18 protein-coding genes are annotated in these 23,350 nt (G+C 58.4%); 8 read left to right on the top strand and 10 right to left on the bottom strand.

All coding sequences use genetic code 11. From position 1 onward, the window contains the following. Positions 1 to 215 precede the first annotated feature (215 nt). Positions 216 to 1,187, top strand: coding sequence for a helix-turn-helix transcriptional regulator (locus KTJ78_RS06995; RefSeq protein ID WP_217133909.1), 972 nt, complete (start codon positions 216 to 218; stop codon positions 1,185 to 1,187). A gap of 221 nt (positions 1,188 to 1,408) precedes the next feature. Here KTJ78_RS06995 and KTJ78_RS06990 read toward each other — a convergent pair whose 3' ends face one another. The 4 genes from KTJ78_RS06990 to thrC form a co-directional block, all read right to left on the bottom strand. Next, positions 1,409 to 2,308 carry a class C sortase gene (locus KTJ78_RS06990; RefSeq protein ID WP_217133907.1) on the bottom strand — a complete coding sequence of 300 codons (900 nt, stop codon included), beginning with the start codon at positions 2,306 to 2,308 and terminating at the stop codon, positions 1,409 to 1,411. Between the two features lie 137 nt (positions 2,309 to 2,445). Further along, the gene (locus KTJ78_RS06985; RefSeq protein ID WP_217133905.1) at positions 2,446 to 3,993 is read right to left on the bottom strand and encodes a SpaH/EbpB family LPXTG-anchored major pilin; all 1,548 of its coding nucleotides are present in this window, start codon (positions 3,991 to 3,993) and stop codon (positions 2,446 to 2,448) included. Positions 3,994 to 4,062: 69 nt separating this feature from the next. Continuing rightward, entirely contained in the window at positions 4,063 to 7,980 is a 3,918-nt protein-coding gene (locus tag KTJ78_RS06980; protein ID WP_217133902.1) for a SpaA isopeptide-forming pilin-related protein, read from the bottom strand. A gap of 844 nt (positions 7,981 to 8,824) precedes the next feature. Further along, positions 8,825 to 10,282 carry a threonine synthase gene (gene thrC / locus KTJ78_RS06975; RefSeq protein WP_217133901.1) on the bottom strand — a complete coding sequence of 486 codons (1,458 nt, stop codon included), beginning with the start codon at positions 10,280 to 10,282 and terminating at the stop codon, positions 8,825 to 8,827. Positions 10,283 to 10,466: 184 nt separating this feature from the next. On the opposite strand from thrC, the gene KTJ78_RS06970 reads away from it, so the two are divergent. Continuing rightward, the gene (locus tag KTJ78_RS06970) at positions 10,467 to 10,829 is read left to right on the top strand and encodes a zinc ribbon domain-containing protein YjdM (RefSeq protein WP_217134032.1); all 363 of its coding nucleotides are present in this window, start codon (positions 10,467 to 10,469) and stop codon (positions 10,827 to 10,829) included. 68 nt (positions 10,830 to 10,897) lie between these two features. After that, positions 10,898 to 11,689 (top strand): TIGR00645 family protein, encoded by a 792-nt coding sequence (locus KTJ78_RS06965; protein WP_369808018.1) that lies wholly within the window; start codon positions 10,898 to 10,900, stop codon positions 11,687 to 11,689. Positions 11,690 to 11,776: 87 nt separating this feature from the next. Here the strand turns inward: KTJ78_RS06965 and KTJ78_RS06960 are convergent, their stop codons facing one another. Then, entirely contained in the window at positions 11,777 to 13,441 is a 1,665-nt protein-coding gene (locus tag KTJ78_RS06960; protein WP_217133900.1) for a choice-of-anchor A family protein, read from the bottom strand. A gap of 310 nt (positions 13,442 to 13,751) precedes the next feature. Between KTJ78_RS06960 and KTJ78_RS06955 the strand changes: the two genes are divergently transcribed. After that, positions 13,752 to 14,327 carry a GNAT family N-acetyltransferase gene (locus KTJ78_RS06955; RefSeq protein ID WP_217133899.1) on the top strand — a complete coding sequence of 192 codons (576 nt, stop codon included), beginning with the start codon at positions 13,752 to 13,754 and terminating at the stop codon, positions 14,325 to 14,327. A 73-nt stretch (positions 14,328 to 14,400) separates the two neighbouring features. Here KTJ78_RS06955 and KTJ78_RS06950 read toward each other — a convergent pair whose 3' ends face one another. Together KTJ78_RS06950 and kynU are read right to left on the bottom strand one after the other, a co-directional pair. Next, complete coding sequence (locus tag KTJ78_RS06950) at positions 14,401 to 15,792, bottom strand: amino acid permease (protein ID WP_217133898.1); 1,392 nt, start codon at positions 15,790 to 15,792, stop codon at positions 14,401 to 14,403. 40 nt (positions 15,793 to 15,832) lie between these two features. Continuing rightward, entirely contained in the window at positions 15,833 to 17,104 is a 1,272-nt protein-coding gene (kynU, locus tag KTJ78_RS06945) for a kynureninase (protein ID WP_217133897.1), read from the bottom strand. A gap of 219 nt (positions 17,105 to 17,323) precedes the next feature. Between kynU and KTJ78_RS06940 the strand changes: the two genes are divergently transcribed. Together KTJ78_RS06940 and KTJ78_RS06935 are read left to right on the top strand one after the other, a co-directional pair. Continuing rightward, positions 17,324 to 17,785, top strand: a complete 462-nt coding sequence (locus tag KTJ78_RS06940) for an Lrp/AsnC family transcriptional regulator (protein ID WP_217133896.1) — start codon at positions 17,324 to 17,326, stop codon at positions 17,783 to 17,785. A 115-nt stretch (positions 17,786 to 17,900) separates the two neighbouring features. Beyond that, positions 17,901 to 18,125, top strand: a complete 225-nt coding sequence (locus KTJ78_RS06935) for a DUF4287 domain-containing protein (RefSeq protein ID WP_217133895.1) — start codon at positions 17,901 to 17,903, stop codon at positions 18,123 to 18,125. A gap of 62 nt (positions 18,126 to 18,187) precedes the next feature. On the opposite strand, the gene KTJ78_RS06930 is transcribed toward KTJ78_RS06935, so the two are convergent. Beyond that, positions 18,188 to 18,988, bottom strand: coding sequence for a CPBP family intramembrane glutamic endopeptidase (locus KTJ78_RS06930; RefSeq protein ID WP_217133893.1), 801 nt, complete (start codon positions 18,986 to 18,988; stop codon positions 18,188 to 18,190). Positions 18,989 to 19,020: 32 nt separating this feature from the next. Further along, entirely contained in the window at positions 19,021 to 20,004 is a 984-nt protein-coding gene (gene glpX / locus KTJ78_RS06925; RefSeq protein ID WP_217133891.1) for a class II fructose-bisphosphatase, read from the bottom strand. 134 nt (positions 20,005 to 20,138) lie between these two features. Here glpX and fbaA point away from each other — a divergent pair, with 134 nt between their 5' ends. Both fbaA and KTJ78_RS06915 read left to right on the top strand, forming a co-directional pair. Beyond that, positions 20,139 to 21,167, top strand: a complete 1,029-nt coding sequence (gene fbaA, locus KTJ78_RS06920) for a class II fructose-bisphosphate aldolase (protein WP_217133889.1) — start codon at positions 20,139 to 20,141, stop codon at positions 21,165 to 21,167. A gap of 18 nt (positions 21,168 to 21,185) precedes the next feature. Next, on the top strand, positions 21,186 to 22,052 hold the full coding sequence (locus KTJ78_RS06915) for a DUF6264 family protein (RefSeq protein ID WP_217134040.1): 867 nt from the start codon (positions 21,186 to 21,188) through the stop codon (positions 22,050 to 22,052). A gap of 190 nt (positions 22,053 to 22,242) precedes the next feature. Here the strand turns inward: KTJ78_RS06915 and KTJ78_RS06910 are convergent, their stop codons facing one another. After that, complete coding sequence (locus tag KTJ78_RS06910) at positions 22,243 to 23,316, bottom strand: AAA family ATPase (RefSeq protein ID WP_217133888.1); 1,074 nt, start codon at positions 23,314 to 23,316, stop codon at positions 22,243 to 22,245. Between the last annotated feature and the right edge of the window lie 34 nt (positions 23,317 to 23,350).

Below are 23,350 nucleotides of genomic sequence, written 5' to 3'. Positions count from 1 at the left end.
AACCACCGCAAAAAGATAACGCAGTGCGTTTGCTGAAAGGCTTTACGCGTTGTTCGACACCCGGGCTTCCACATGGCCTCAAACGCTGAAGCAATAACTCCACCCCATCTGTTTCTCATCGATACATAATCAATGGGCAACAGTTGTTGGCTTCGATGCTATTCTTAAGACTGGTATTTGCTCATGGGGGGGCAGACATCCAGGAGGCCGTTCGCATGAACAGTCGCAAACTTCAGCAAAATTTTATAAGGGAACCTTCATACGGCACCTCGCTCGAGCCCCGTTCTCTCACAGCCATGAGCAGAACAACATTTCATGGACGAGGCCTCGAAGAGCTGCAGATTTCACGTGCTGCTATGGAGTTCCTTGCTACAACCAACCTCGTGTTCGAGCAGTTAACAGACAGCAAACTCGTCTCGGTTCGCTCTGTCTCGTTTCCACAAGTTCGGTTTGTTCACGTACACCTGCCCGAGTCAAGGGTCTTGTGGCCGAGAACCGTAGAGTCGCAGCATACTGCCACGTTGATCTTTAGCAGAGCTGGTCGGTTCAAGATTCTCTCCGAGGCTAAGTTTTTCACCCGTTCTCCTGGCGTAGCGCTGATTCCTCCTGGCAAAACCGCTATCAGGTTTGAGACGACCGAACCCATCAATGAAGCCATCTACCTCAGCATCCGAGAGCCGCTCTTCGCAGATATCCTCTCGGCCCAGCAGGCGAATAGCCCGGCCACGGCCCTGAACGTGCAGTCGCTCCAGCCCTTACTGACGTTTGTAATGTCGGCATGCGGCATTACAAACGTTGATAACCCGGTTGCAGAACCGCTACAGACAGCAGCTTACGAGGTTACGCGCAGCTTGCTCATGGCGACCTTTGGCGACCAAGAAGGAGAGCAGCCTAGTCTCTTTACTCGGGCCCACAGCTATATTATGAAGCATTACTCAGAAAAAACGTTGACTATACAACAGGTCGCAGCGCACACCGACACTTCAGTACGCAACCTTCAACAAACCTTCCAAAAAGAAGGAACGAGTTTTACAGAACTTTTACACACAGTACGCAGCACCGCCGCACTGCAGTTGAAAGAAGAATTCCCTACACTGAAGCTCATACAGATTGCCGAAAAGTGCGGCTTTGGTTCGCTATCTTCCCTGCACCGAGCGTTTCGTTCTGCTCGCTCACACCGCGTTTAAAAACCGAGCAGAAATCATCTCCTGGTGCGCTATGCACACGTGGCACTCCGATTCTTATGATGGGTTGTTGTCACGGGGGGGGATTAAGTGGGGCCTCGGCGATACCTTGGCCCCACTTTCTCGCACGTTCAATACTGCTTGAAGCGCCACACAAGCCCTGCGTGATTCGCAGTGAGGCTTACACCGAGAATTGCGCTGAAATGATTTTTCTCACGGTTCACTTACTGACGGCTCTTTCTCGGCCTTGTCGACATACGGTAATAAGCAATGGCAAGTCCAAGGGAGCCAATGACAGCAACAGCCCACCATGGAAATCCTGGCAAATCTGACTGTTTACCGGCTTCATCGATTACCGTTTGTGGTGTGGGTGCGACCCGCTCACCAGTGACGAGAATTCTATGGGTGTTCACCCCGAGTGGTGTACAGGTGATGAGTGTCACAAGATCTTCGCCTGCGACCTGGTGCAGTGTCTCTGTGTCTTCGGGCGCCACAACTTGAACCTCGTTCACCTCGTAGTGCAGCACTTCACCGAAAGTTTCGAGCGTGAAGACATCGCCTTTCTCAATTTTATCGAGGTCGGTAAACATTCTGGCGCTCGCAAGCCCTCGATGCCCAGTAATCACCGACCGGGTGCTCTCTCCGCCAACTGGAAGCGACGTACCTTCAAGGTGCCCGAGGCCTTTCAAAAGAGTGTCCTCATCGGTCCCGTGATATATCGGTAAATCAACGTCAATCGCGGGAATCCTGAGCCGCGACATCATTCCGCTCGGCGTCTTCAGTTGTTCACTGTAAGGCGAGGCTCCGCTCTCGCGCGCTTCGCCAGCCCCCATAGGAATGTGCCCGCCAGCTGAGAGTATGGCACCTGCCGAAAGAGCCTCGTTATAGGCATGCGCGTTCCTCAGCTGCACTTCTCGCTCGGGTGAAACGCCATCAAGCTCTGTAGCGTAGTCGCCCGTCACACTTGACTGGTTGTATTGCGATAGCCACGCCGAAGCGGTGGGGTATAAGAGAATCGTCACCCCAACAATCCAGCAGACAATCGTCACCCAGGTTGAAGCACCCGCCTTGCGGCGTTGAGCAGTACTCGGCTCGGTAGCACTCTGATCCGGTGCATTCTTCACTATTTCCTGCTGCTTGAAAGGTTGCTCTTGAGTCTCGTTTAACACGGCACTCCTGTAATGTTTGGTCCTGAATTTTGTTCGTGAGTGTAAAAAGGGCCGACCCACTTTCGTGGATCGGCCCCTCCGAGCAAGTTAGATTATGCCTGCTGCTTGCGACGTGAAACCATCACTGAACCGGCTGCAACCGCGACAAGCGCGATACCGCTGATGATCATCAGTACCTGGCCAGCTCCACCCGTGAGGGGCAGCTCAGGAACTTCCTGCTGAACGTTTTCGATTTGCTTCTCAACGTTGGCAGTTTCGCCGGTCTTAATCTCAATGCGGTGCTCGTTGTCCTCAGGCAGTACGAAGCCCGCGGGAGCCTTAACCTCAATCAGCCTGTAGCAGCGCTGATCGAAGCCCTTCGTTTCTTCGCCCGTATCGCTCACCGAGTCGTTACCAACCCAGAGACCAGGAATGTTCACAACACCGCCTGTGCCCGAAGTAACCACGAGTTCCTTGGCCGTGTCTTTAGGGTCCATTACGCTCTCGAACGTTGTCTCCGCGGTGCACTCTGCGGTGTTACCCATTGCGACCGTGAATTCTGCGCCTTCGAGGCCCTTCTCGCTCGGGTCAATCTTGGTGACCTTTGCCTGGCCCCACCGTGACTTGACGGTGTTGGTTGGGTTCTCTGGCTCGGGGTTTTCTGGATCGCCGGGGCCGCCCGAGGTCCAGTCCATGTCATTGACATTGACGTAAGCCGTGTTATCGAACTCGCCATCACCGATGGTGTCGATCGTCGTTGGGAAAGTGAGCTTAACAACGTCACCCGCTTTAAGCTTGGCAAGGCCCGTGTCGGTGAGGGCAACAGTGAGCTTCTGCCCGACGAGCTCAGAGGTGAAGTCGCCTTCTTCAAGGTCGACCCCAGCAACAGACACCTTGGCCGATTCAGCGTTACCGGTGAGGCGGCTATCGAGCGTATCGCTGATGATGAACTTCTTGTAGGTCTCGCCCTTTTCCAAGCCAGGGACGATCTGTTCAACCGAGAACTTCACAACCGAAGTCACCGCACCGGTAACACCGGTCTGGTCTTCGATGCGCTTCACCGGCTTATCGCCGACCGAGTTCTTTGGGTATACGTTGACGTCGTAGATCCAGGTCCCGTCAGCGTCTTTACCGTTAATGGTCGGGGTTGGCACCGTAACGATAAAGGGATCAGCCTTTTTCGTCACGTTTGCGGGTGCGTCTATCTCGCGAACCAGGTAAGCGCCAAGGTTCAGTGAGTCGACTGCGGGAGCGCTACCGTCTGCGCCAGTCACAACCGTCTTACAGTCGACGAGATCACGTTCGCCAAGTTTCTGACCGGTTTGTGCCGCGATAAGCTGCGGGCCAGTAACTGCTCGTACCTGATCCCAGCCGGTGTTCCCACCAGTGGTCAGGTCGATACCCTCAATATTGCACACCTCGAAGGTTACGCCCGCGATGGGCTTCGATGGATTCTGTCCGGTGCCACCGGGGTTCTGGGAGCCATCACCAGGGTTAGCAAATTTGTGAATGAGGATCGAGCCCTTGGTCTCAGGGTCAACCTTGATGTTATCGGCAAGAGCTGCCGAGGTGCCTACGAACAGGCCAGCCGAAGCGAGAGCGATGGTCGCTGTCGCTGCGAGGCTGCGCCGTAAGGCACGCGGTGCAGTGTTGTTTGACATTATTGTCTTTACCTTTCTTAAGATGCCGAATACCCGGCTACTTCTCTGTACTGCAAGCAATACAGAAACTTATACACACTCTTCGAGTCGTTTGTGACGCTGCGTCCTAATCACCATCGCTGCTGTGAGGGCCAGGAAAAGCCCGCCCGCGATCATGAAGAGATACGTACCAATGCCACCGGTGAGGGGCAGGGTGGGTACCTCGACTTGGTCGTTGATGATCTTGCCCAGATCAACAACGGTGTCGCCCGAAATCGTGACTGGAATCGGCTTCGTCAGTTTCATGAAGCCTGCGGGGGCAACCGTTTCAACCAAGTGATAGGTGCCCGTAGCGACCTGCGTCAGCCTAAATTTGCCAGCTTCCGGGTCTTTATCAACGCCCTGGCACTGTTCAGCGTCTTCTTGCACACAGTCAGTGATGGCGACAACAGAACCGTCGGTAATCGGGTTGCCGTCGTCGTCTACTGGAATAAGCTCCCACTGAGATCCAGCGAGCCGTTTAGACTGTACGTCAGTTTTCTGCCACACAAGGTCAGCACCGGGCTTCGCATTGGTGATTGACCCTATTTCATACGTCCATGTCTCTTCGTTTAGGTGTCCTGGCCCGACCGTGATAACCACGGGATCTTCAAGGAGCACGTAGCCCTCAGGTGCCTTCGTTTCCCGGAGTTCATATGTTCCCCACGGAACGTTCTCGAGTGTAAATTTGCCCGCTGCTGCGCTCTTATCTTCACCATCGCAGGGAGTTTCAGAGCAATCGGCTATCACCCGTGGCCAGTCACCTCGAGGAAGGCGTTCGTTCTCACCGACGATCGGTGTCAGGCTCCATTCAGAGCCTGCAAGCAGCTTGCCGTCAGCAGCGTCAGTCTTTTGCCAGGATAGGTCAGGTGTCAGCTCAAGACCAACGCGTGGCCCCTCAGTCGCGGTAAAGGCTTTACCGTTTGAGTTGTACACGCCGGCTGCAGCCACGTTGTTCCAGGCAATTTTCGTGATGTCGCCGCCAGGGCCTGCTTGTGCGGGGAAGGAGATGACCTGCTGGTCAAGGGGTTTCCACACCATTGAACCGAAATCGACTCGAATTGCCGTGACCGTACTCCAGTCAGCCGGCTCTGCAGCAGACCAGCTGTCTTCACACTGAGCCGGGGCACTACCCCGCGCAGGAAACACGCCACCAAACGAGGCGAGCAGCTCACCGCGGCAGGGGTTTGCACTCGTCGAGTACTCCGCTCTGACCCCGCTTGGCAACCCAGTAACAGGCCCTGTCATAAAGACATCAAATTCAGAGCCTCGAGGTTCAGCGCCAGGTTTCACACCGTGGTCTCCGACCCTCGGAAGCATGTCGTAGACGACGATATTTCGCGTATCGATGTTGCCTGAATTCACCACGGGAATTCGATAGTCGGCAAGCCCTTCTTTCGAAGTTGACCCAACACCGTCAGCGACGATGAAGTCGGAATCACGGCTGCCCTTGACCTCTTTCGCCACAGTGACGCCCGCCGATTCTTGCACGGTATATGCTTTTTGTGCTCGACAGCCGGCGTCTACGCCCGGGCCATGATCCTGATACTTTTTCCTATCAAAATTTTGCCACGTGGTTTCTTTGTCGAGTTCAGTCGAGTCTGCCATTCCCGAGCAACGCAAAAACTCTTCTTCCGCTTCTTCAGCCTGCGTCAGCTGGTAATTTCTCGTACTTCCGCTCGGAGTTCCCTCTTTGACACGCACGTCGAAACCTACGTTAAGAATATCGGCGATGTCTCCGAAATCTGGATCTTCAATCAGAAGTCCCCCGCCATCGGGCGCATCGGGAAAATCAATCACCACTTTCGTTCTGATTTCTCCGTCAATCGTTACCTCAGAGAGAGCAACCCTCGGCTTGCCGAGCTTCTCGAGGGCGGCACTCTCAGGACGTGCGTATTCTGGGTATGCATCGCCCCATGGAGAATCGAAGTGTAGATAGACAGGGTTCTCGGGGTCAAGCGGCGCGTACTCAAGGTTGGCTGGAAGAATATCAGTGATGATCGGGGTAAAACGAGCCTGCTGCTTCTGTTCTTGGGTCATACCGTCCCATCCGGTGCGTTGGGTAAGCACTTCAACGCGCAAGTGTTGACCCGGGATAACACTTGGCTGTGCATCTTTGTTCACATTAGGGAGCAGCTGGGGGTTGTACATGCGTTTCGTGGTTTCGAGCTCCAGTGGGCTCCTCACCACACGGAGAAAACCGCACCGCCCAGGGAAATCAGGATCGACTTTGGTGTTGTTCGTCGTAGCACTCCCTCCCTGCCAGGTAATGGTGTTATCGGCGGTGCAGTTCTCGACAGTCACCCACGACGGGTGCTCAGATGCTGGAGTCACTCCCGGCGCCGGTTGCTCAGCTTTCCCGTCATAGAAATGTGGTTGGTATTCTCCGGCTGCGACTTCTTGTGAGTTGTCTTCGGGCACGTGATCGCTAACTGTTCCAAAGAGTAAGAGCGAACCGTTCGTACCAACGGTGATCTCATTCTCATCGAGTGAGAACTGCGTGATCCATTCGCCATCTCCCATAGCAATAGGTTGCTTAGTCTCAAGCCCTTCGCAGAGCCGTACTGAAGTATCACCCTCGTCAGAGCTGCCAGGAATCACACAAACCCCAGTGCGTCCCAAGTTCGTGGTCCAGTTCACATGCAACTCGGGCATGCTCATAGTGGCGCCAAACGCAATATCAACGAAGGCAGGAGTAGCACAGTCAGTCTTCTCGGGCGAAGGTGAGGTAAGCGCACAAGGCAGGGTATCGGTCATTGACCACTTCGCAGGGACACTGCGCGACTTGTCTTCAACACTGAATCTGTAGAGAAACCCTTTGGCGGCGTTGCTCCAGTGCGCTTTTGCGCCACGCGTGAACTCAGACCCTCTCTCATTTGAAGCGCTGTAAGGCTGTTCCTTTTGAAGAACAAACTCACCCTCGGCGCCTATTCTGAGGGGGTGTGAGGCTTGTGCTGAAGCTGACAGCACATTGTCTCGGAGCCAGGGCTTTGCCGTAACGTCTACGGTGTTGGTTTGTAATTGTGTCGGATCAAGCGCGGCCTCACCGAACACTGACTCCGGGTAGATCACCGTGACATACACCGGGTCACCAAAATAATAATTACAGGTGAATTTTCCGTCTGCTTCTTGAACCCCTGCGTCACCGTACTGCCATGTAACAGTGTGTGAGGCTTCATCATACTGCCCACCAGCTGTCGCCCGAACGAAGACCGAACCCTCGGGCAGCTGATCAACAATGGTCATGTCTGTGATAGCCACATGACCCACGCGGCCCTTGTTATTGCAGATGTTAATAAAGGGTTCGCGCCCACCCCCGGGCGTCCACTGAAATTCATAACCCGGTTCAATCTTGTACGTTACTTCGCTGTCAACGTATGGCCTCTCAGCACTCGGCGCTGACTTCGTCTTCACGACCTTGATCTTGTCATCGGCAGTAATGGTCGCAGGGGCAGAAACCTGTTCACTCGACCCAATCGAGGTGGAAAAGCTCGCTTCTGGAGTAATCGTTGTTCCGTCTGGGGTTACCCAGTTTTCAGTTTTCAACATGAAGCTCACCGCTCCAGTCGAACCCGGTGCGAGGGTCTCAGGAAACTTCCAAACAATTTTTTGATTAGCACCGTCTTCTTGAACCTCGGCCGGATAGCTCACGCCGTTAATCACCACCGCTGTGTAACTTTCAACGGGCAAGCGAATGCCATCGGGATCGCTTGGCTTAACGACAACCTCAAGCTGTGCCCCTTGACACTGGGTGGCCGTTGTGCTGCCGCATTGCCATTCCACCGCAAACGACACATTTTCTCCCGCGAGCACCTCGGTATCAACCGGGGCAATTTTCACAGAGACATTATTGCTCGATGCGAGAGCGGGAACGCTCAAGCCGGTCATGAGCACAAACAGCGCGAGAGCACCCGCCAAGAGGCCGCGCACACCGCGCCCCCTCATCGGGTCGTTCTTTCGAGATCTCATTCTTCCTCCGCTGGCTAACCAACACTTCTACCCTCTGCGCTTGCTCACGTTCTTGACACCGAGCAAAACCCAGCGTCATAGCTCAAAGCCACAAAGCTGCCGGCGCAAAGGCCACATTCACGTACGGCTTCATTCGCCCGTACAGGTCAATACAACCCAATCCAAGACTTGATGCATAGACAGTGCGCCGAACGAAACTTAAAAGCGCGCGATCTGCAACTTTTGACTCCTACACCGACACACAGCAACTGCAGAAGACCGGTAACCTCATCTGCAGCAACGCGGCACAACGTTCTTTGACCGGTCAAAAACCCTCACCATTCATCGGTTTAGCAACGTGACTTTTTCCGGAAACGTGCCGCCGTTGGCTTCCTGAGTACTAACGTCGAGGCCGAACCGAGACGCTCTCGCCCTCGAGGTTTCGGTTAGGAGAGCAGGTACGCTTGCCATTTCGCCTCGCCACAACAACGGTGTTGTTCCAGGCAAACCGCGCGCCAGGCCACGACACCTCAACATTATGCGAAGCGAATGATGGGCTAATGATTGACCTTGTCGTCGAACCTATTCTGTGCGTGCCTCATTCAGCCGGCGATCGCAGTGCTCGGCCCGTTCAAGCACCTTCGGAACTCTCGCCTCAGCACTTTACGAGATTGCGAGAAGTTCGCTCAAGGTAACCCACCAAAAGGCGATTCCGACGACGATAAGGTGGTCACGCGGTCACGGTGTTCGAACACCGTGCGTTTACCGCTCACCGGAGAGTATTCAACACTCTCTGCTGGGCTCAGCGAAGCATCGCACGTTGAACTTCGCCCAGCAGCAGGCCTACTTGTTCAGAGGCGTAACGTTAGTCTCGCGTCGCGTTGGCCTCGATAAACTGCCGGAGCGTTGGGGCATCATTCGGCATCTCAGTGACGCGCTGCGGCAGGTCAAGCAGCCCCGCGAGGTGCTCAGGCATGCCCAGAGCGATACCGGTAGCCTCGAACACGATCTCAGGGAATTTCTCGGGCTTGGCCGTCTCAAGCACAAGCATCGGCACATCAGCCTCAAGGTACTGTGCCGCAACCTTCACGCCATCAGCGGTGTGCGGGTCGATGATGGGCCCGCCAGCTTCATGCACTTCGCGAATGGTCTGGACACGGTCTTCGTGCGTGCTCGTGCCGCTGACGAGACCGAACTCTGCTTCGAAGCGTGGCAGTTCGGCAGAGAGGTCGAGCTCACCGGTTGCGTCAAGCTTGAGCCACGCCTCAGCGAGTCGCTGAGGGTCTCGGCCAAGCAGGTCAAAGATGAAACGCTCAAGGTTTGATGCCTTCGAGATATCCATCGAGGGGCTCGAGGTCGCGTGGGTCTCGGCTGACGAACGGGGGCGGTAGATACCGGTGCGAAAGAACTCGTCAAGCACATTGTTCTCGTTTGCCGCGAGCACGAGGCGGTGAATGGGCAGGCCCATCTGCCGCGCGTAATGGCCCGAAAGAATATTGCCGAAGTTGCCTGACGGCACCGTGACAGAGATACGGTACGTCTCGCGCTCTTCGGCGTTCACAGCATCGGTTGCTCGCAACCACGCCCAGAAGTAATAAGCGACCTGAGCACTGATGCGGCCGAGGTTAATCGAGTTGACCGTGCCGAGGTTATAAGCCTGCTTGAAGTCAAGGTCACCCGAGACGACTTTGAGCAAGTTTTGGCAATCGTCAAACACACCCTCGACCGCGAGGTTGTGAATGTTCTCGTCGGTGAGCGAGTACATTTGGGCTCGCTGAAAGTCGCTCATGCGACCCTGCGGCGAAAGCATAAATACCGAGATGCCTTCTTTGCCACGGAGCGCGTACTCGGCTGCCGAACCGGTATCACCCGAGGTCGCACCGATGATATTCAGCACGGTGCCCTTGCGCGCGAGCGCATACTCCATCGACTGACCGAGGTACTGCATCGCCATGTCTTTAAAGGCGAGGGTCGGCCCTTCGCTGAGGCCCACCAGCGTCAACGCACCGGGCTTGACAGGAGTGTTTGACTCGAAGCCAAGTGGTACGAGCGGCACCACTTCGTCAGCCACGAACTTGCCGTGCCCATAAGCGTCACGGCACATTCGGTCAAGATCGCTACGATCAATATCGGTGGCAAAAAGCGCGAGCACCTCGGCTGCGAGAGCAGCGTAGTCAAGCCCTCGCCAGCTCTCGATCTGCGTGGCGGTCACCTCTGGCATCGTGGCCGGTACCGCGAGGCCACCGTCGATAGCGAGCCCTTCAAGCAGTGCTTCACTGTACGAGATAGGCTGCATGCCGCCGCGAGTCGAAATGTATTTCACCGATACTCCTTATAGCTTTACCCCCATTCTATTAGCAGAGCCCGTCACCCAAGACGGCATACCTTCGCAGCAACCGGCACAAAACAGCGCATCGTTGCTTTGCTCAGTGTTACAGTGGCGGTGGCTGTGCCAGCCGAAACCCTAACGAAAGAATCGCGCCGTGACTGACACCGTTGATCCTGTAATGCCACCATGCCCCGAATGCCAGAGTGAATACACCTATGATTCGGGGGCACTCCTCGCCTGCCCCATGTGCGGCCACGAGTGGGCTGCAGGCCAGGCCAGTGACTCATCGGAGGGCGAGAGCAGCGATACAGCAGCAGTGATACGCGATGCTGTCGGCAACATCTTGAACGATGGTGACGACGTGACGCTCGCGAAGTCAGTCAAGATTGCCGGTGGCGGCGGTGGCACTATCAAGGCAGGCACCAAGGTGCGAGGTATACGCCTCACCGCCGACAAGGGTGATGGCCACGACATCGATGCCAAAATCGCCGGTGTTGGCCGCCTGCAGCTCAAATCGAGCGTCGTGAAAAAGATCTCGTAGGCGTGCAGGCCCCGCCTGGGGCCAAACTCACAGCCTGCACCGGCAATACTCAGCCTACGATATTGCTTGTGAATCGTCAGACTACTCAGCCCATACAAGAACCTCACCGACCCTCCGGCCCGAGCGCCGCGTCGCGCACACTCGCAGGATTTATCTTTGCAAGCCGGTGGCTGCAGGCGCCCCTCTACCTCGGTCTCATCATCGCGCAGGCGGTGTACGTCGTGCTCTTCTTTGTCGAGCTGTGGCACCTGCTGCATAAGGTGATTCTCGAGGGAACCATCTCAGAGACCGACGTCATGCTGAGCGTGCTCGCACTCATCGACATTGTCATGATCGCCAACCTACTCATCATGGTGATCATTGGTGGCTACGAAACCTTTGTCTCAAAGATTCGCGTCACAGGTCACCACGACGAGCCAGACTGGCTCTCGCACGTAAATGCCAACCTGCTCAAGGTCAAACTCGCGATCTCGATTATCTCGATCTCATCGATCCATCTGCTCAAAACGTTTATTGAGGTCGGCCGCATGGAAGACGGCCTCGTGTTCGACGCCAAAGGCAACGTCATCTACTCGAGCGAGGGCGTGTTCTGGGAAGTCATGATTCACCTCGCCTTCATTGTCTCGGCCTTGGCACTCGCGTGGATCGACCGCATGAGCCACCATGCTCCCGAAGCCCCCGCGGCTCCCGTCGCCCCCGCCGCGATTCCCGTAACAGTGCTGCCCGCGGCAACCCTGCCTACAGAGGGCCTCGTGGCCACGGCGCCGGCTGCTGAAGCTCACGGTGCTCCGAGCGCCGCTCCGGCACACCAGTGCACGTGCGGGCATGAGGCTGCGGGCGGTCAAGAGCCGAACGTTTAATTCATCCCGTTGAAGATGAATGCCCCTTACACCTCTCGGTGCAAGGGGCATTCATTGCTTCACGGGCGTTCACAGCGTGAAGACGCCCTACTCGTGTGTTTGCTCCAGGTTGCGCCTGCGAGCAGTTACGACCGTTGCAAAACCGGCCATGAGCAGCGTGATCGCTCCGGCAACCAAGCCGGCAGCCGGTGCGCCACCGGTTGCGGCAAGGCCCGACGCTTTCTCGGTGGGCTGAGCTGGCTTCTCAGCCTCAAAAGCTCCAAAGCTTTCTCCCCGTGGCCCGGCTGAGTCGTTCGGCACAGCAGGCTCGTTCGGATCGTTCGGCACGGCGGGCTCGTCGGGCTCATTCGGCTGAGCTGGCTCACCCGGTTCAGGAATATCTGGGTCTTCGCATGCCACCTTCTCAAGCACGACCTGCATGGTTGCACGTTTCGCATCGGGTGAGAGCTTCCAGCCCTTCGCCTGAGCGAGCAGCGCTTTACCCGTAGCCGTTGCAATAACGGTCACGGTTGCACCGGCTTTCACCTCGCCGTCGATCGAGAATTTCACTCCTGCGAGGTCAGCGAAATCGATCACGGGCTGAACGATCTTGCCCTCGTCTAGGCAAACAGCATGCGTTACCTTCGGTGAGACCAGTTCGATAAACGGTTCGGGCTCGATGGGGTCACCCGGTTCTCCTACCGGGGGCACCGGTGTGCATGAGAATGCATCACTGTCAAGAAATGGGAAAGCGTGAAACTCACTGCCCGCACGGTTGTGCTCGAGGTCGCCCGCAACCCAAAAGCGACCGTTGGTGCCGGCAGCTTCCATGACCGTCGAAGAATCGGGGTTGGCTACGAGCACGGTTCCTGGAAACTGAGCACCGTTACCGATGGTTACGGTGCTTGCCTCAGAAATATTCCACAGGAGACGCTGCGTGAGCGCACCGAATTCAGCTGCATGAACGTTTGAGGGGTCGAGAATAACCCTATTTGCGTCGGCTACCGATTGAAGTGCGAAGTGAGCCGTATCGCCGGTCACGTTGACCACGACGATCGCTTCGGGGTGAATGTCTCTGTACTGCAGCGTACCCATCTGCGTAAGCTCGTCCTGGGTCACGGTAAAGACCTGACGGTTCTTCGTACCGTCCCCGGTGAGCACGAGCGTGTCGCCGTCAACGGTGACTTCTCCGGTCGCTGGCATGGCCGCGTATTTTGCTGACTGCTGCTGCAGGTGCACACCAACCCCTGCCCATTTGCCTAGTGCCTCGGCTTTGCCGAGCCCCGGCAGCACAGTACCGCCGTTGGCGTCGAGCCCACCCTCGGGTGCCGTGAGAGTTCCGCCAACACGTACCTTCCCGCCAATACCGTGGCCGAGATCAATGCGGCCCGAGCTAACGGTCATGTCACCGCCCACGACGAGCATGTCGCTCATCGGTTCAGGGGTCATGAGCGACCCCACGCCAACAACACCCATGTTGTAGAGCAAGCCACTGTCAAAGGTTGCGTCACCTTCAACAACGAGCAGCCCTTCGAGTTCAGCGCCGACACGGTACTCGAAGTTTCCGCCAACGTAGACGTTTGCCTGCTGGTCAACCGGGAATTTCGGGTCGCCAGTACCGAGGCCCGAATCTCCCGGAATGCACGCGGAACCGACTGGTGCAGGCTCCGGTGAAACTACTGTGGCACTTGCCGCAACTGGCACGGCGACGAGCGCAGCTCCTGCGAGAAAAGCGGTGCCCACCACCTTTGAAAGCATGCTTGATACAGACATGCAGAACCCCCATTCTGCGCAGAACAGTACTGCGACCTACGATTCCCCTTGATGATCGTTTGCCGCGAGGGCTTCTCTCGACGCCCGGCGTGCGGCAACCCTGGATAATCTATCCGGGAACCTCGGCGTGTTCAACTTGTGTTACATGGTTTTGATTATCGAACACAAAACGAACACGGTTTCGAAGCTTTCTTAGAGAAATGGCACAGCGAGAGCCCAAAATAGGGGCTGCGCAGTGCACGATATTACCGAAACACGTTTTCCTGTGAATCATGCCAAGCACGTTCTGTACCCTTACAACAGAAACATCATGACGTTTTCACACCGGCTGAGCGACTCCGCCTCGCTTGAGCTTATGACCCCAGAGTGCACACCCGACATCTACGACCTCACCCGCACAAACCACTCGCGCCTGCGCGAATGGGCAGCCTGGGCGCAGGACGACCCGACCTTTGAGTGGGCCACCGCCTACGTGCACGGAAGGGTCGAGGCGTATTTTCAGGGCAATGCCGTTCCGTGTGTCGTCTATGAGAGCGGCAAGGCTGTTGGATGCATCGAGCTGCGCATTGACCAGGATCGCGCAATTGGAGACATTGGCTACTGGCTCGACGCAGCCGCCGAGGGCAAAGGCCTCGTCACTCGCGCCTGCAGAGCCATGATCGAACACGGCAAGAGCCTCGACCTGCAACGCTTCGAGCTGCGCATCGCGACCGAAAACGAGCGTAGCTCGGCGGTCGCTGAGCGCCTAGGTTTTGAGCTCGAAGGCGTTCTGAAACAAACCACCCCGGTGCAGGGACGCCGCCTCGACACGGGGCTTTACGCCCTACTCGTCGGTGACGAAACCGACGAGCCGGTTGCTAAGGCAGAGGCCGCACCGGCGGCCTAGCCGGGATCCGCCGCACGCGCGCAGAGGGCCCGGTGCTGAGTCAGCACCGGGCCCTCGACAGCACGCTCACCGGCTATTCGGCAGGGCTCGCTTGCTTTGCGCGGCTCTTCTTTGCGCGCATAATCACGTACCCGATAAGAGTCACGACGAGCATGAGCGCCCCGAAGGGCAAGGTGGCTCTGAACTCGTCGGTGAAGTAGGTTGAAAGCGCGATCGCGAGCATGAGACCGGCACCGAAGTAGGCCCCAATGCGTGAGCCTGGGATCTTGTACGAGAGCGTTTCGCCGTCGCGGGCCACACGCCGACGAAACGCGATGTGTGTCACGAAGATCATGAACCACGTAAACATTGCACCAAACATCGAGATGGCGAACATCATCGTGAAGGCCTCCCCCGGGAAGAGCACGTAGATCACGGTCGCCACGGCAATACCGATGCACGACAGCACGAGCGCGTTGATCGGAGTCCCGTTGCCGGCGACCTTGCCGAGTGCCCGCGGAGCCTCACCCGCGCGGGCGAGCGAGAACATCATGCGGGTCGAGATGTAGAGCTGGCTATTCATGGCTGAGAGCGCTGCGATAATCACGACGAAGTTCAGGATCGAGTCGGCAAACGGGATGCCGATGACCTGCATAACCGTCACGAAGGGGCTCCCGCCCTCGAGAATCTCTGACATGGGTGCGATCGAAACAATGAGCGACAGTGTCAAGAAGTAGAACACGACGAGCCTGAAGATCGTGGCCTTGAAGGCCTTCTTGACCGCGCGCTCCGGCTCTTTTGCCTCGCCTGCCGCGACCGCAATCATCTCGATGCTCAGGTAGCTGAAGATCGCGACGATGACTCCGAACCACATGCCCGAGATACCGTTGGGCATGAACCCTCCGTCAGCGCCCCAGTTCTGGAAACCGTACTCCTGCTTACCCGCGAAAAACACGAGCCAGGCGGCGACAATGATGAAGGCGAGAATAGCAAATACTTTGATCGCCGAGAACCAGTACTCGAGGGTCCCGAAGCTCTTGACGTTCATCGCGTTCACACCGATAAGAGCGCCCGAGAACACGACCACCCAGACCCACGGTGGAACGCCGGGGAACCAGAATTGCATGTACTCGCCGACCGCCGTGACCTCAGTGCCGACCGCGAGCACGATGCACAGCCAGTACATGTAGCGCACCAGAAACCCGTAGACCGGGCCGAGGTAGTGCTCGGCATAGGCGCCGAACGAACCGGAGGTCGGGTGCTTCACCGTCATTTCGGCGAGCACGCCCATGAGCATGAGTGCAATAGCGCCGCCTATGAGGTAACTCACGATGACGCTCGGCCCGGCGAAGCCGATAGCAAACTTGCTGCCTAAGAACAGCCCCGTGCCAATCGCTCCGCCGAGCGCGATCATGCTGAGCTGACCTGCGGTCAGGCTCTTTTGCAGACCGATCTCGCGGGTCTGAATATCACTAAATTCTTTCATCAGTTGTCCTTCTTCATTGAAGTTCCCCCCGAAATTCGGGTTAGGTTACCGCGCCACGAACCTGAAATTCGGGGGCGCGCCACAGCTCTTCATCAAGCACGCGGCGAAGCGTCTCGACCGCATCCCAGACATCGGCGTAACCGAGGTACAACGGGGTGATACCGAAGCGAAGCACCTCGGGTTCGCGGTAGTCGCCCACCACGCCATTGGCGATGAGCGCCTTCATCACGGCGAAGCCCTCGGGATGCTGGATGCTCACGTGGCTGCCGCGCTCAGACTCTTCACGAGGCGTCACGAGCGTCAGCGGGTGATGCGCGAGGCGTTCTTCAACGAGTCGAATAAAGAGTGATGTGAGGTTGAGTGACTTTTCACGAAGCTGCTGTTGATCGACGCTCAACGCGATGTCGATGCCGCACTCCATTGTGGCGAGCGAGATGATGGGCTGGGTTCCGGTAAGCAGCTTGCGAGCATCGCTCGCGGGACTATACGCAACGTCCATCTCGAAGGGCTCGCTGTGGCCCCACCAGCCAGACAGCGGCTGGCGCGTGCGGGCGAGGTGATCTCCAGAGACCCAGATGAACGCGGGCGAACCCGGGCCGCCGTTCAGGTACTTGTAGGTGCAGCCCACCGCGAAGTCTGCCCCTGCCGCCTCGAGGTTGATGGGAACCGCGCCGACCGAGTGGCACAGATCCCAGATCATGAGTGCGCCGGCCGCGTGCACCGTCTCGGTCACAGCCTTCATGTTCCACAAGCGACCGGTACGGTAGTTCACCTCGGTCAGGAGCACAACGGCAACGTCGTCATTCAGTTCGCCTTCGAGAGATTCAAGGTCGTCAATGAGACACAGCTCGTAGCCCTGATCGAGCATCTCGATGAAGCCCTCGATCATATAGAGATCTGAGGGGAAGTTCTCGCGCTCAGAAATAATGACGCGACGCTCGGGAGCGTCTTCGCGCTGCAGGTTGATCGCGGCGCCGAGCGCCTTAAACACGTTGATCGAGGTGGTGTCGGTCACTACACAGCCACCGTTGGTGCCACCCACGAGGCGCGCAATCTTGCGGCCGAGGCGTACAGGAAGATCGAACCAGCCGTTCGTGTTCCAGCTTTCGATGAGGTCGGTGCCCCACTCCCCAGTGATCACCTGTTGAGCGCGAGCGGGCGCGGCACTCGGCATCACTCCGAGCGAGTTGCCGTCGAGATAAATCATGTCGGCGGGAATCGTGAACTGCCCACGAAGTGAGGCGAGAACGTCAGCCTGATCTGCTTTGACGCAGTGCTCACGGGTTTCGATAGCGCGAATGTCGATCGTCATCGTTTCTTCTTTCTCTTAGGCAGGAAAGACCGCGCGACCGCCCGTGGGTTCAACACCCACTGACCAATCTGCACGCTACGTTCCCTTCATTGCGACTCAGCTTGCGCTCATTGATTCTGACAAACAATAGCCACTTTGCAAACAGAACAGTAAAATATTCGAAAATAGCATGGCTCGTTTTATTTTTTACCGAATCATCGCAGCAAAAGAGGGCGCCGTATGAGTACTTTTCCACTCACCGAGATCGACCGCAAGATCATCACTGAGCTTTCCACCGATGGCAGGCTGCCGTACAAGACGCTCGCAGAACGGGTCGGCATTGCCACCTCGACCTGCCACAGCCGCGTTCAAGCGCTTGAGAAGCGCGGGGTCATTCGGGGCTATCGGGCCGAGATCGATCCACTCGCAGCAGGCCAGCTCGTGAGCGCACTCATACTCATCGGCGTACACCCCATGCAGCGCAGCCTCGTTCCCGTCATTGCCGAAGAACTTCGCGCAATACCCGGCGTGCAGCAGGTCTTTCTCATTGGGGGCGACAAAGATCTCATCGTGCACGTGAGCACCGAGAGCGTGCATTCGCTGCGCAAGCTCATCGCTGAGCACCTCGCGTCGAAGGAAACACTCACCCAAACGCAAACACAGATCGTGTTCGAGCATCTGACCGGGGTTTCACCACTGTAGGCGACGGCAAGTTAGCCCAATGTTCTGCCCAAGATGCGATTCACGCACCCTCTTGTGCCAGCGGGCCTCCCGGCCTTAGTGTGTCAGCACCCAACCATCAGAAAGTGACCAGACCATGAGCGAAACCGTCAAGGGGCCCAAATCATATTTTCCGTCAATCGAGCAAAAATACGAACGACCGATCGCGGCCTGGTTCGAAGAGCTCGAAGCAGTTCGTGGCGAAAAGCACATGCAACAGGTCGAATTCTTAAAGCGTCTCGGCGTTGGCCACGGACACGCCAACGCACTGGTGCACGTGTTTCGTGCTGAGCACGGTGGCGGCGAAGCGGTGACAGAGTAACCGCTGACCTTCGAACCAGTGCACCCCGAGTTCACGCAGCCGGCGATCGACCGCCAAGTCTGTTAACCGAAAAACTGCGGCCACCACGCCATCGCGAGGGGATAACCCGCGAAGCTCACAATGTCGAGCAGCCAGTGGGCGACAACGAGCGGCATGATGCGGCCCCAGCGGTGGTAAACCCAACCGAACACGAGGCCCATGATCACGTTGCCAATGAAGCCGCCGAAGCCCTGGTACAGGTGGTAACTACCGCGCAGGATCGCACACGAGACGATAACCACCCAGGGGGCGACGCCAAGCTGTTTGAGACGATAGAAGAGGTAGGCAACGACCACGAGTTCTTCGGTCAGGGCCGCTTTGAGCGCCTGCAGAACGAGCACCGGCACCGTCCACCAGTAGGCATTCAGCGAGGTAGGAACGACCTGTAGGTTGAGGCCGATCACGAGCATCGTCACGTAAAACGCGAGCCCTGGCACTCCGATCGCCGCGGCGAGTGCGAAGCCGCCGCCAATCTCGCGCAATCGCTCACGGGGTGTTCCACGTGCAACACCCAGCGCCCCCATGTGTGGCCTACGTTCCCGCCACGTCAACCAGACAACCAGCGCGACCGGGGCCAGGCCGAACACGAACGACAACAGCTGCATCGTGAGGTCAAAGCCCGGCCGGTCTGAAAGTGGCCGGTTGATGTGCATCTGTTGCGTGTTGAGCGCTGCCTCGCGCGTGGCAGCCTCAATGAGTTGCACGATCGCGTACACACCAGAGGCCCCGAACGAGAGCGCGAGAACAATCGCGATCTCGAAGCGGAGCCTCGCCCGTGCGTACGGAGTCAGAGGTTCAGAAGCCAACGCCGGTGCAGCCTGCATCGTGAACCCCCGTGTGTGGTTGGTATATCTCTTTAGGCCCAGGGACGCGGTACCGAGTCGGTAGTGACATAGCGGATCGTGCCCGAGTACGAGCGCATAACGACGCTCTCGGTGCGCACGAAGGGACCGCGGCGCTTAACCCCGTCAAGGAAGTCAGACTGCGTGATGCCGGTCGCGACAAAGTAGGTGTTCTCGCTCGCAACGAGGTCGTTTGCCTCAAGCACGCGATCGAGGTCGTGGCCCGCATCGATTGCCTTCTGGCGCTCGTCATCGTCGACGGGCTTCAGAACGCCCTGAATCATGCCACCAAGTGCTTTGACAGCGCAGGCGGTGATGATGCCCTCTGGGGTTCCACCAATGCCGACGCACATGTCAACCGAAGTGTCCCACTCAGCGGCATGGATGCCAGCTGCCACGTCACCGTCCATGAACAGGCGCACGCCTGCGCCCGCGTCGCGGATCTCCTGAATGAGCTCAGCGTGTCGTGGCCGGTCGAGCACGGCAACACGAATGTCAGAGGTTTCGACGCCCTTCGCCTTCGCGAAGGCGCGAACGTTCTCACTCATCGGCTTGCGAATATCGACAACGCCAATGCCCTGAGGGCCACAGACGAGCTTGTCCATGTAAAAGACGGCCGATGGGTCGTACATCGATCCGCGATCAGCAACAGCGATCACCGAAACGGCGCCGGGGCGTCCCTCGGCGGTCAGGCGCGTGCCGTCAATCGGGTCAACGGCCACGTCGCAGGCGGCACCCATGCCGTTGCCGACTCGCTCGCCGTTGTAGAGCCAAGGAGCATCATCTTTTTCGCCCTCACCAATAACGACCGTGCCGTCCATTGACACCGTCGAAAGGAAGCGACGCATCGCATCGACCGCAGCGCCATCGGCCGCGTTCTTGTCTCCACGCCCCACCCAGGGAGTAGCCTGCACAGCAGCAGCTTCAGTCGCACGCACGAGCTCCATCGCGAGGTTGCGATCTGGCTGAAGTGGGCTCAGGGTATTGAGGGTGTTCATTTCGGAAAAACTCCTTAGCGAATCGGATGCCTTCTAAGGGTACGCCATTGACACCTGAAGTTCGCAGTTCTCCCGGCTAAACTGTCAGGTATACGGCCTTTCTGGCCGCCAAGGTGCATCAATAAGGAGATTCAGTGGCAGTCGCAACCCCCGAGCAGTATGCAGCAATGATCGATCGCGCGAAGGAACAAGCCTTCGCTTTTCCAGCCATCAACGTGTCAAGCTCACAGACGCTGCACGCGGTGCTTCAGGGGCTGACCGAGGCTGGCTCTGACGGCATTTTGCAGGTCTCGACCGGTGGCGCCGACTACTTCGCGGGTCACACCACGAAAAACCGTATCGGTGGCGCCATCGCATTTGCGAAGTACGCTGAAGAGGTCGCAAAGGGGTATCCCGTGACCGTCGCTTTGCACACCGACCACTGCCCCAAAGAAAACCTCGAGGGCTTCTTGATGCCCCTCATCGAGGCAAGCGAGGAGCGCGTGCGCGAGGGTGGCGTTGCCTACTTCCAGTCGCACATGTGGGACGGTTCAGCGATTTCACTCAAAGAAAACCTCGAGATCGCCTCGCAACTGCTGCCCCGCATGAAGGCTATTGACTCGATTCTCGAGGTTGAGATTGGCGTCGTTGGCGGCGAAGAAGACGGCGTGAGCCACGAGATCAACGACAAGCTCTACACGACACTCGACGACGCTGCCGCCATGGTCGATGCGCTCGGTCTCGGCGAGCAGGGCCGCTACATGACGGCCCTCACCTTCGGCAACGTGCATGGCGTGTACAAGCCGGGCAAGGTCGAGCTTCGCCCATCACTCCTCAAAGAAATTCAGGACGGGCTGCAGGCCAAATACGGCACCGGCGACAAGCCACTCGACCTCGTGTTCCACGGCGGATCAGGCTCGAGCGCCGAAGAGATCGCCGAAGCCGTGCGCAACGGCGTGATCAAGATGAACATCGACACCGACACCCAGTACGCGTTTACCCGCGGCGCGTTGCACGAGATGTTCACGGGCTACGAAGGCCTGCTGAAGATCGAGGGCGAGGTCGGCAACAAGAAGCAGTACGACCCCCGCGCATGGGGCAAGAAGGCCGAGGCCTCAATGGCTGCCCGCGTCGTTGAAGCGGCACAGCAGCTCGGCTCGGCCGGCAACTCTATCACCGCGTAACGTTTAAGGAGCAGCATCATGAGCGATCAGCAGCCCACCCCTGAAGAGCAGGCCAGCCAGGCGGCGACCGGGGCTCCGGTCTCGGCCGAGCCTGTGGCACCGGTAGCAACGCCCGCTGCGGCGGCAGCCCCCGAGACGGTGCCCGCTGCACCAGCTGCACCAGCTGCGCTGGCTGCAGCACCCGCGCCCGCTGCAGCAGCGGCAGCACCCGCGGCACCCGCTCAGCCTCTTTACGGCGAGATGGCCCCCGAGGGCTGGGTCTCGCCGGCCGCAGCCCAGCAGGGTGACGCTTCGGGCGCTGGCCGCACGGCAGGGGGTGGATCCGCTGGTGCTCCGCGCAATCCCGGCGTTCCGCATAACCTTGGTGTCGCTTCGGGAGCCGGGCAGCAGGCCCCGACGGCAGCCCCCGTCGCGCCCAGCACTACCCCGGGTGCGCCCGTTGCACCGCAGGGAGCGCCCGCACCGCAAGGCCAGAAGAAGTCGAGCTCGACCGGCGACAAAGTCGTAACGATCATTTTGCTCGTGCTCGGCGCCTTCGCCGCGATGCAGTTCGCCCTCGGAATGCTCACCCTCGGCGCCCAACTCGAGATCATCGGCGAGGCGCTCGGAGCCGACAACCTTGATATTCCCTCGTCGATCACAGTGATCCAGTCAATCGGCGCACTGCTCATGCTCTCGATCTACGCGGTTGCTCTGCTCTGGAGCATCCAGCGTTTGCGTCGCGGCAAGCTCACCTTCTGGGTTCCGCTCTCGGCCGGTGTGCTCGCCCTGATCGCACTGTTTGTTATCGCGACGGTCGCTATCGTCATGGTTCCCGAGTTGATCGAATACTCGACACCAGAAAACGTCGAGCTGCTGCTCGACCAGCTGGGGCAGAACGCCTAGCGTTCCCTCCTTGCTGCCGCGCCAAGGCCCCGGCCCCTCTTCAGGGGTGCGGGGCCTTCGTGTATGGGCTGGCCGGGCTGGGTTAGCCCTGCCCGCCTGCCATCGCCAAATTGTTTGCACTTTCGGGCCGAAACCACGTGAAATCAGGTAAAAAGTGCAAACAATTTGCTGGGAGCGGGCAAGCCGCCAGTTAGCTTACGTTGCGGCGGCGGCGCAGTGCGTCTGCAATGTTGGGTGCGCCCTGAGCGGTGTCGCCGACAACGCCCATCGAACGCAGGCGTTCCTGGGCAGCGAGGCGCTTGGTCTTCGCCTCTACGTCGAGCATGGGGCGCGAGTCACGCTGTGCTTCGGCGGCCGAGCCCACGCCAGCAGCGGGAGCCGCAGCGCCAGCAGCCGGAGACTCGCTCGGGGTGGCTGATGCGGGGTGATCCGCGGCAGGGGTTTCAGCAACGGCGCCAGCCATTCGGGGCTTCAGATCGCCCTCGCGCAGCAGGATCGAGTTGGTCTGATTCACGCGCTCAGAGGGCTGCGCGACCTGCTTGCGGGCCTGCGACATCGCCCTCGCGCGCTCGCGCTGCGCGCGGGCACGGGCTTGCTGGGCGAGGTACTCTTCGTGCGAGGTGTCAGGCTCAGGGGTCTCGACCTCAAGGTCGAGCAGCGGCTGCTGCGGGCGGGCGACAGGCTGCGCCGGTGCCGGGGCCTGCTGAGTCTGCTTCGCGGCCTTGCCGGGAGCGAGCACCACGAGCGTCGTAAGCCCGAGCCCAGCCGAGGCAAGCGCTACGAGCAGGGTTGCCGGGCCGAGCCCGCCGATGGCCATGCCTGCTCCGATGAGAATCCCGACGAGGCCGAGCACGGTCGCGAGGGCAGCCACGAGCCGCACCGGCTTCAACCGGGGGTGGCTCAGCTTGGCGCTTCTCAGCTGTGCTTTCTGCATGGCGACTTCTCTCTTGAGCTCATATTCGGCGAGGCGTCCAGCGGCACGCAGCTTTTCTTGCTCGATTTTCTCTGCTGCGGCCTCCTGGCTGCGCATTTGCTTTAACATTTTCTGGTGCTGCAGCGCAGTTTTGGCGGTAGCCTCGACGACGTGCTCTTCGGGCAGCTCAGAGGTCTCGGCAATCATGCGTAGCGTGCGCTGAATGTGGGCGGTATGTTTCTCAGCCGCGCGATACTGACGATTGCGCGACCATGCGGGAATCAACACCACCACCCAGAGCAGCGCGAGCACCACGAGCAGAAGCCCTCCGCCAAACACGCCGCTATCCATGCAACAACCGTAAATGGTGCGCGGGAAAGCCGAA

It is taken from the genome of Leucobacter chinensis (genome assembly GCF_019049105.1).
Lineage (GTDB): Bacteria > Actinomycetota > Actinomycetes > Actinomycetales > Microbacteriaceae > Leucobacter_A > Leucobacter_A chinensis.
Note: the sequence above shows the minus strand (reverse complement) of the source record. Positions and strands in the feature narration are given on the sequence as shown.

Bases quoted from the DNA above. Each gene is read 5' to 3' on its own strand.
- KTJ78_RS06995 (WP_217133909.1), top strand. From the start codon at position 216: ATGAACAGTCGCAAACTTCAGCAAAATTTTATAAGGGAACCTTCATAC.
- KTJ78_RS06985 (WP_217133905.1), bottom strand. From the start codon at position 3,993: ATGTCAAACAACACTGCACCGCGTGCCTTACGGCGCAGCCTCGCAGCG.
- KTJ78_RS06980 (WP_217133902.1), bottom strand. From the start codon at position 7,980: ATGAGATCTCGAAAGAACGACCCGATGAGGGGGCGCGGTGTGCGCGGC.
- KTJ78_RS06970 (WP_217134032.1), top strand. From the start codon at position 10,467: ATGCCACCATGCCCCGAATGCCAGAGTGAATACACCTATGATTCGGGG.
- KTJ78_RS06960 (WP_217133900.1), bottom strand. From the start codon at position 13,441: ATGTCTGTATCAAGCATGCTTTCAAAGGTGGTGGGCACCGCTTTTCTC.
- KTJ78_RS06955 (WP_217133899.1), top strand. From the start codon at position 13,752: ATGACGTTTTCACACCGGCTGAGCGACTCCGCCTCGCTTGAGCTTATG.
- KTJ78_RS06950 (WP_217133898.1), bottom strand. From the start codon at position 15,792: ATGAAAGAATTTAGTGATATTCAGACCCGCGAGATCGGTCTGCAAAAG.
- kynU (WP_217133897.1), bottom strand. From the start codon at position 17,104: ATGACGATCGACATTCGCGCTATCGAAACCCGTGAGCACTGCGTCAAA.
- KTJ78_RS06940 (WP_217133896.1), top strand. From the start codon at position 17,324: ATGAGTACTTTTCCACTCACCGAGATCGACCGCAAGATCATCACTGAG.
- KTJ78_RS06935 (WP_217133895.1), top strand. From the start codon at position 17,901: ATGAGCGAAACCGTCAAGGGGCCCAAATCATATTTTCCGTCAATCGAG.
- KTJ78_RS06930 (WP_217133893.1), bottom strand. From the start codon at position 18,988: ATGCAGGCTGCACCGGCGTTGGCTTCTGAACCTCTGACTCCGTACGCA.
- glpX (WP_217133891.1), bottom strand. From the start codon at position 20,004: ATGAACACCCTCAATACCCTGAGCCCACTTCAGCCAGATCGCAACCTC.
- KTJ78_RS06915 (WP_217134040.1), top strand. From the start codon at position 21,186: ATGAGCGATCAGCAGCCCACCCCTGAAGAGCAGGCCAGCCAGGCGGCG.
- KTJ78_RS06910 (WP_217133888.1), bottom strand. From the start codon at position 23,316: ATGGATAGCGGCGTGTTTGGCGGAGGGCTTCTGCTCGTGGTGCTCGCG.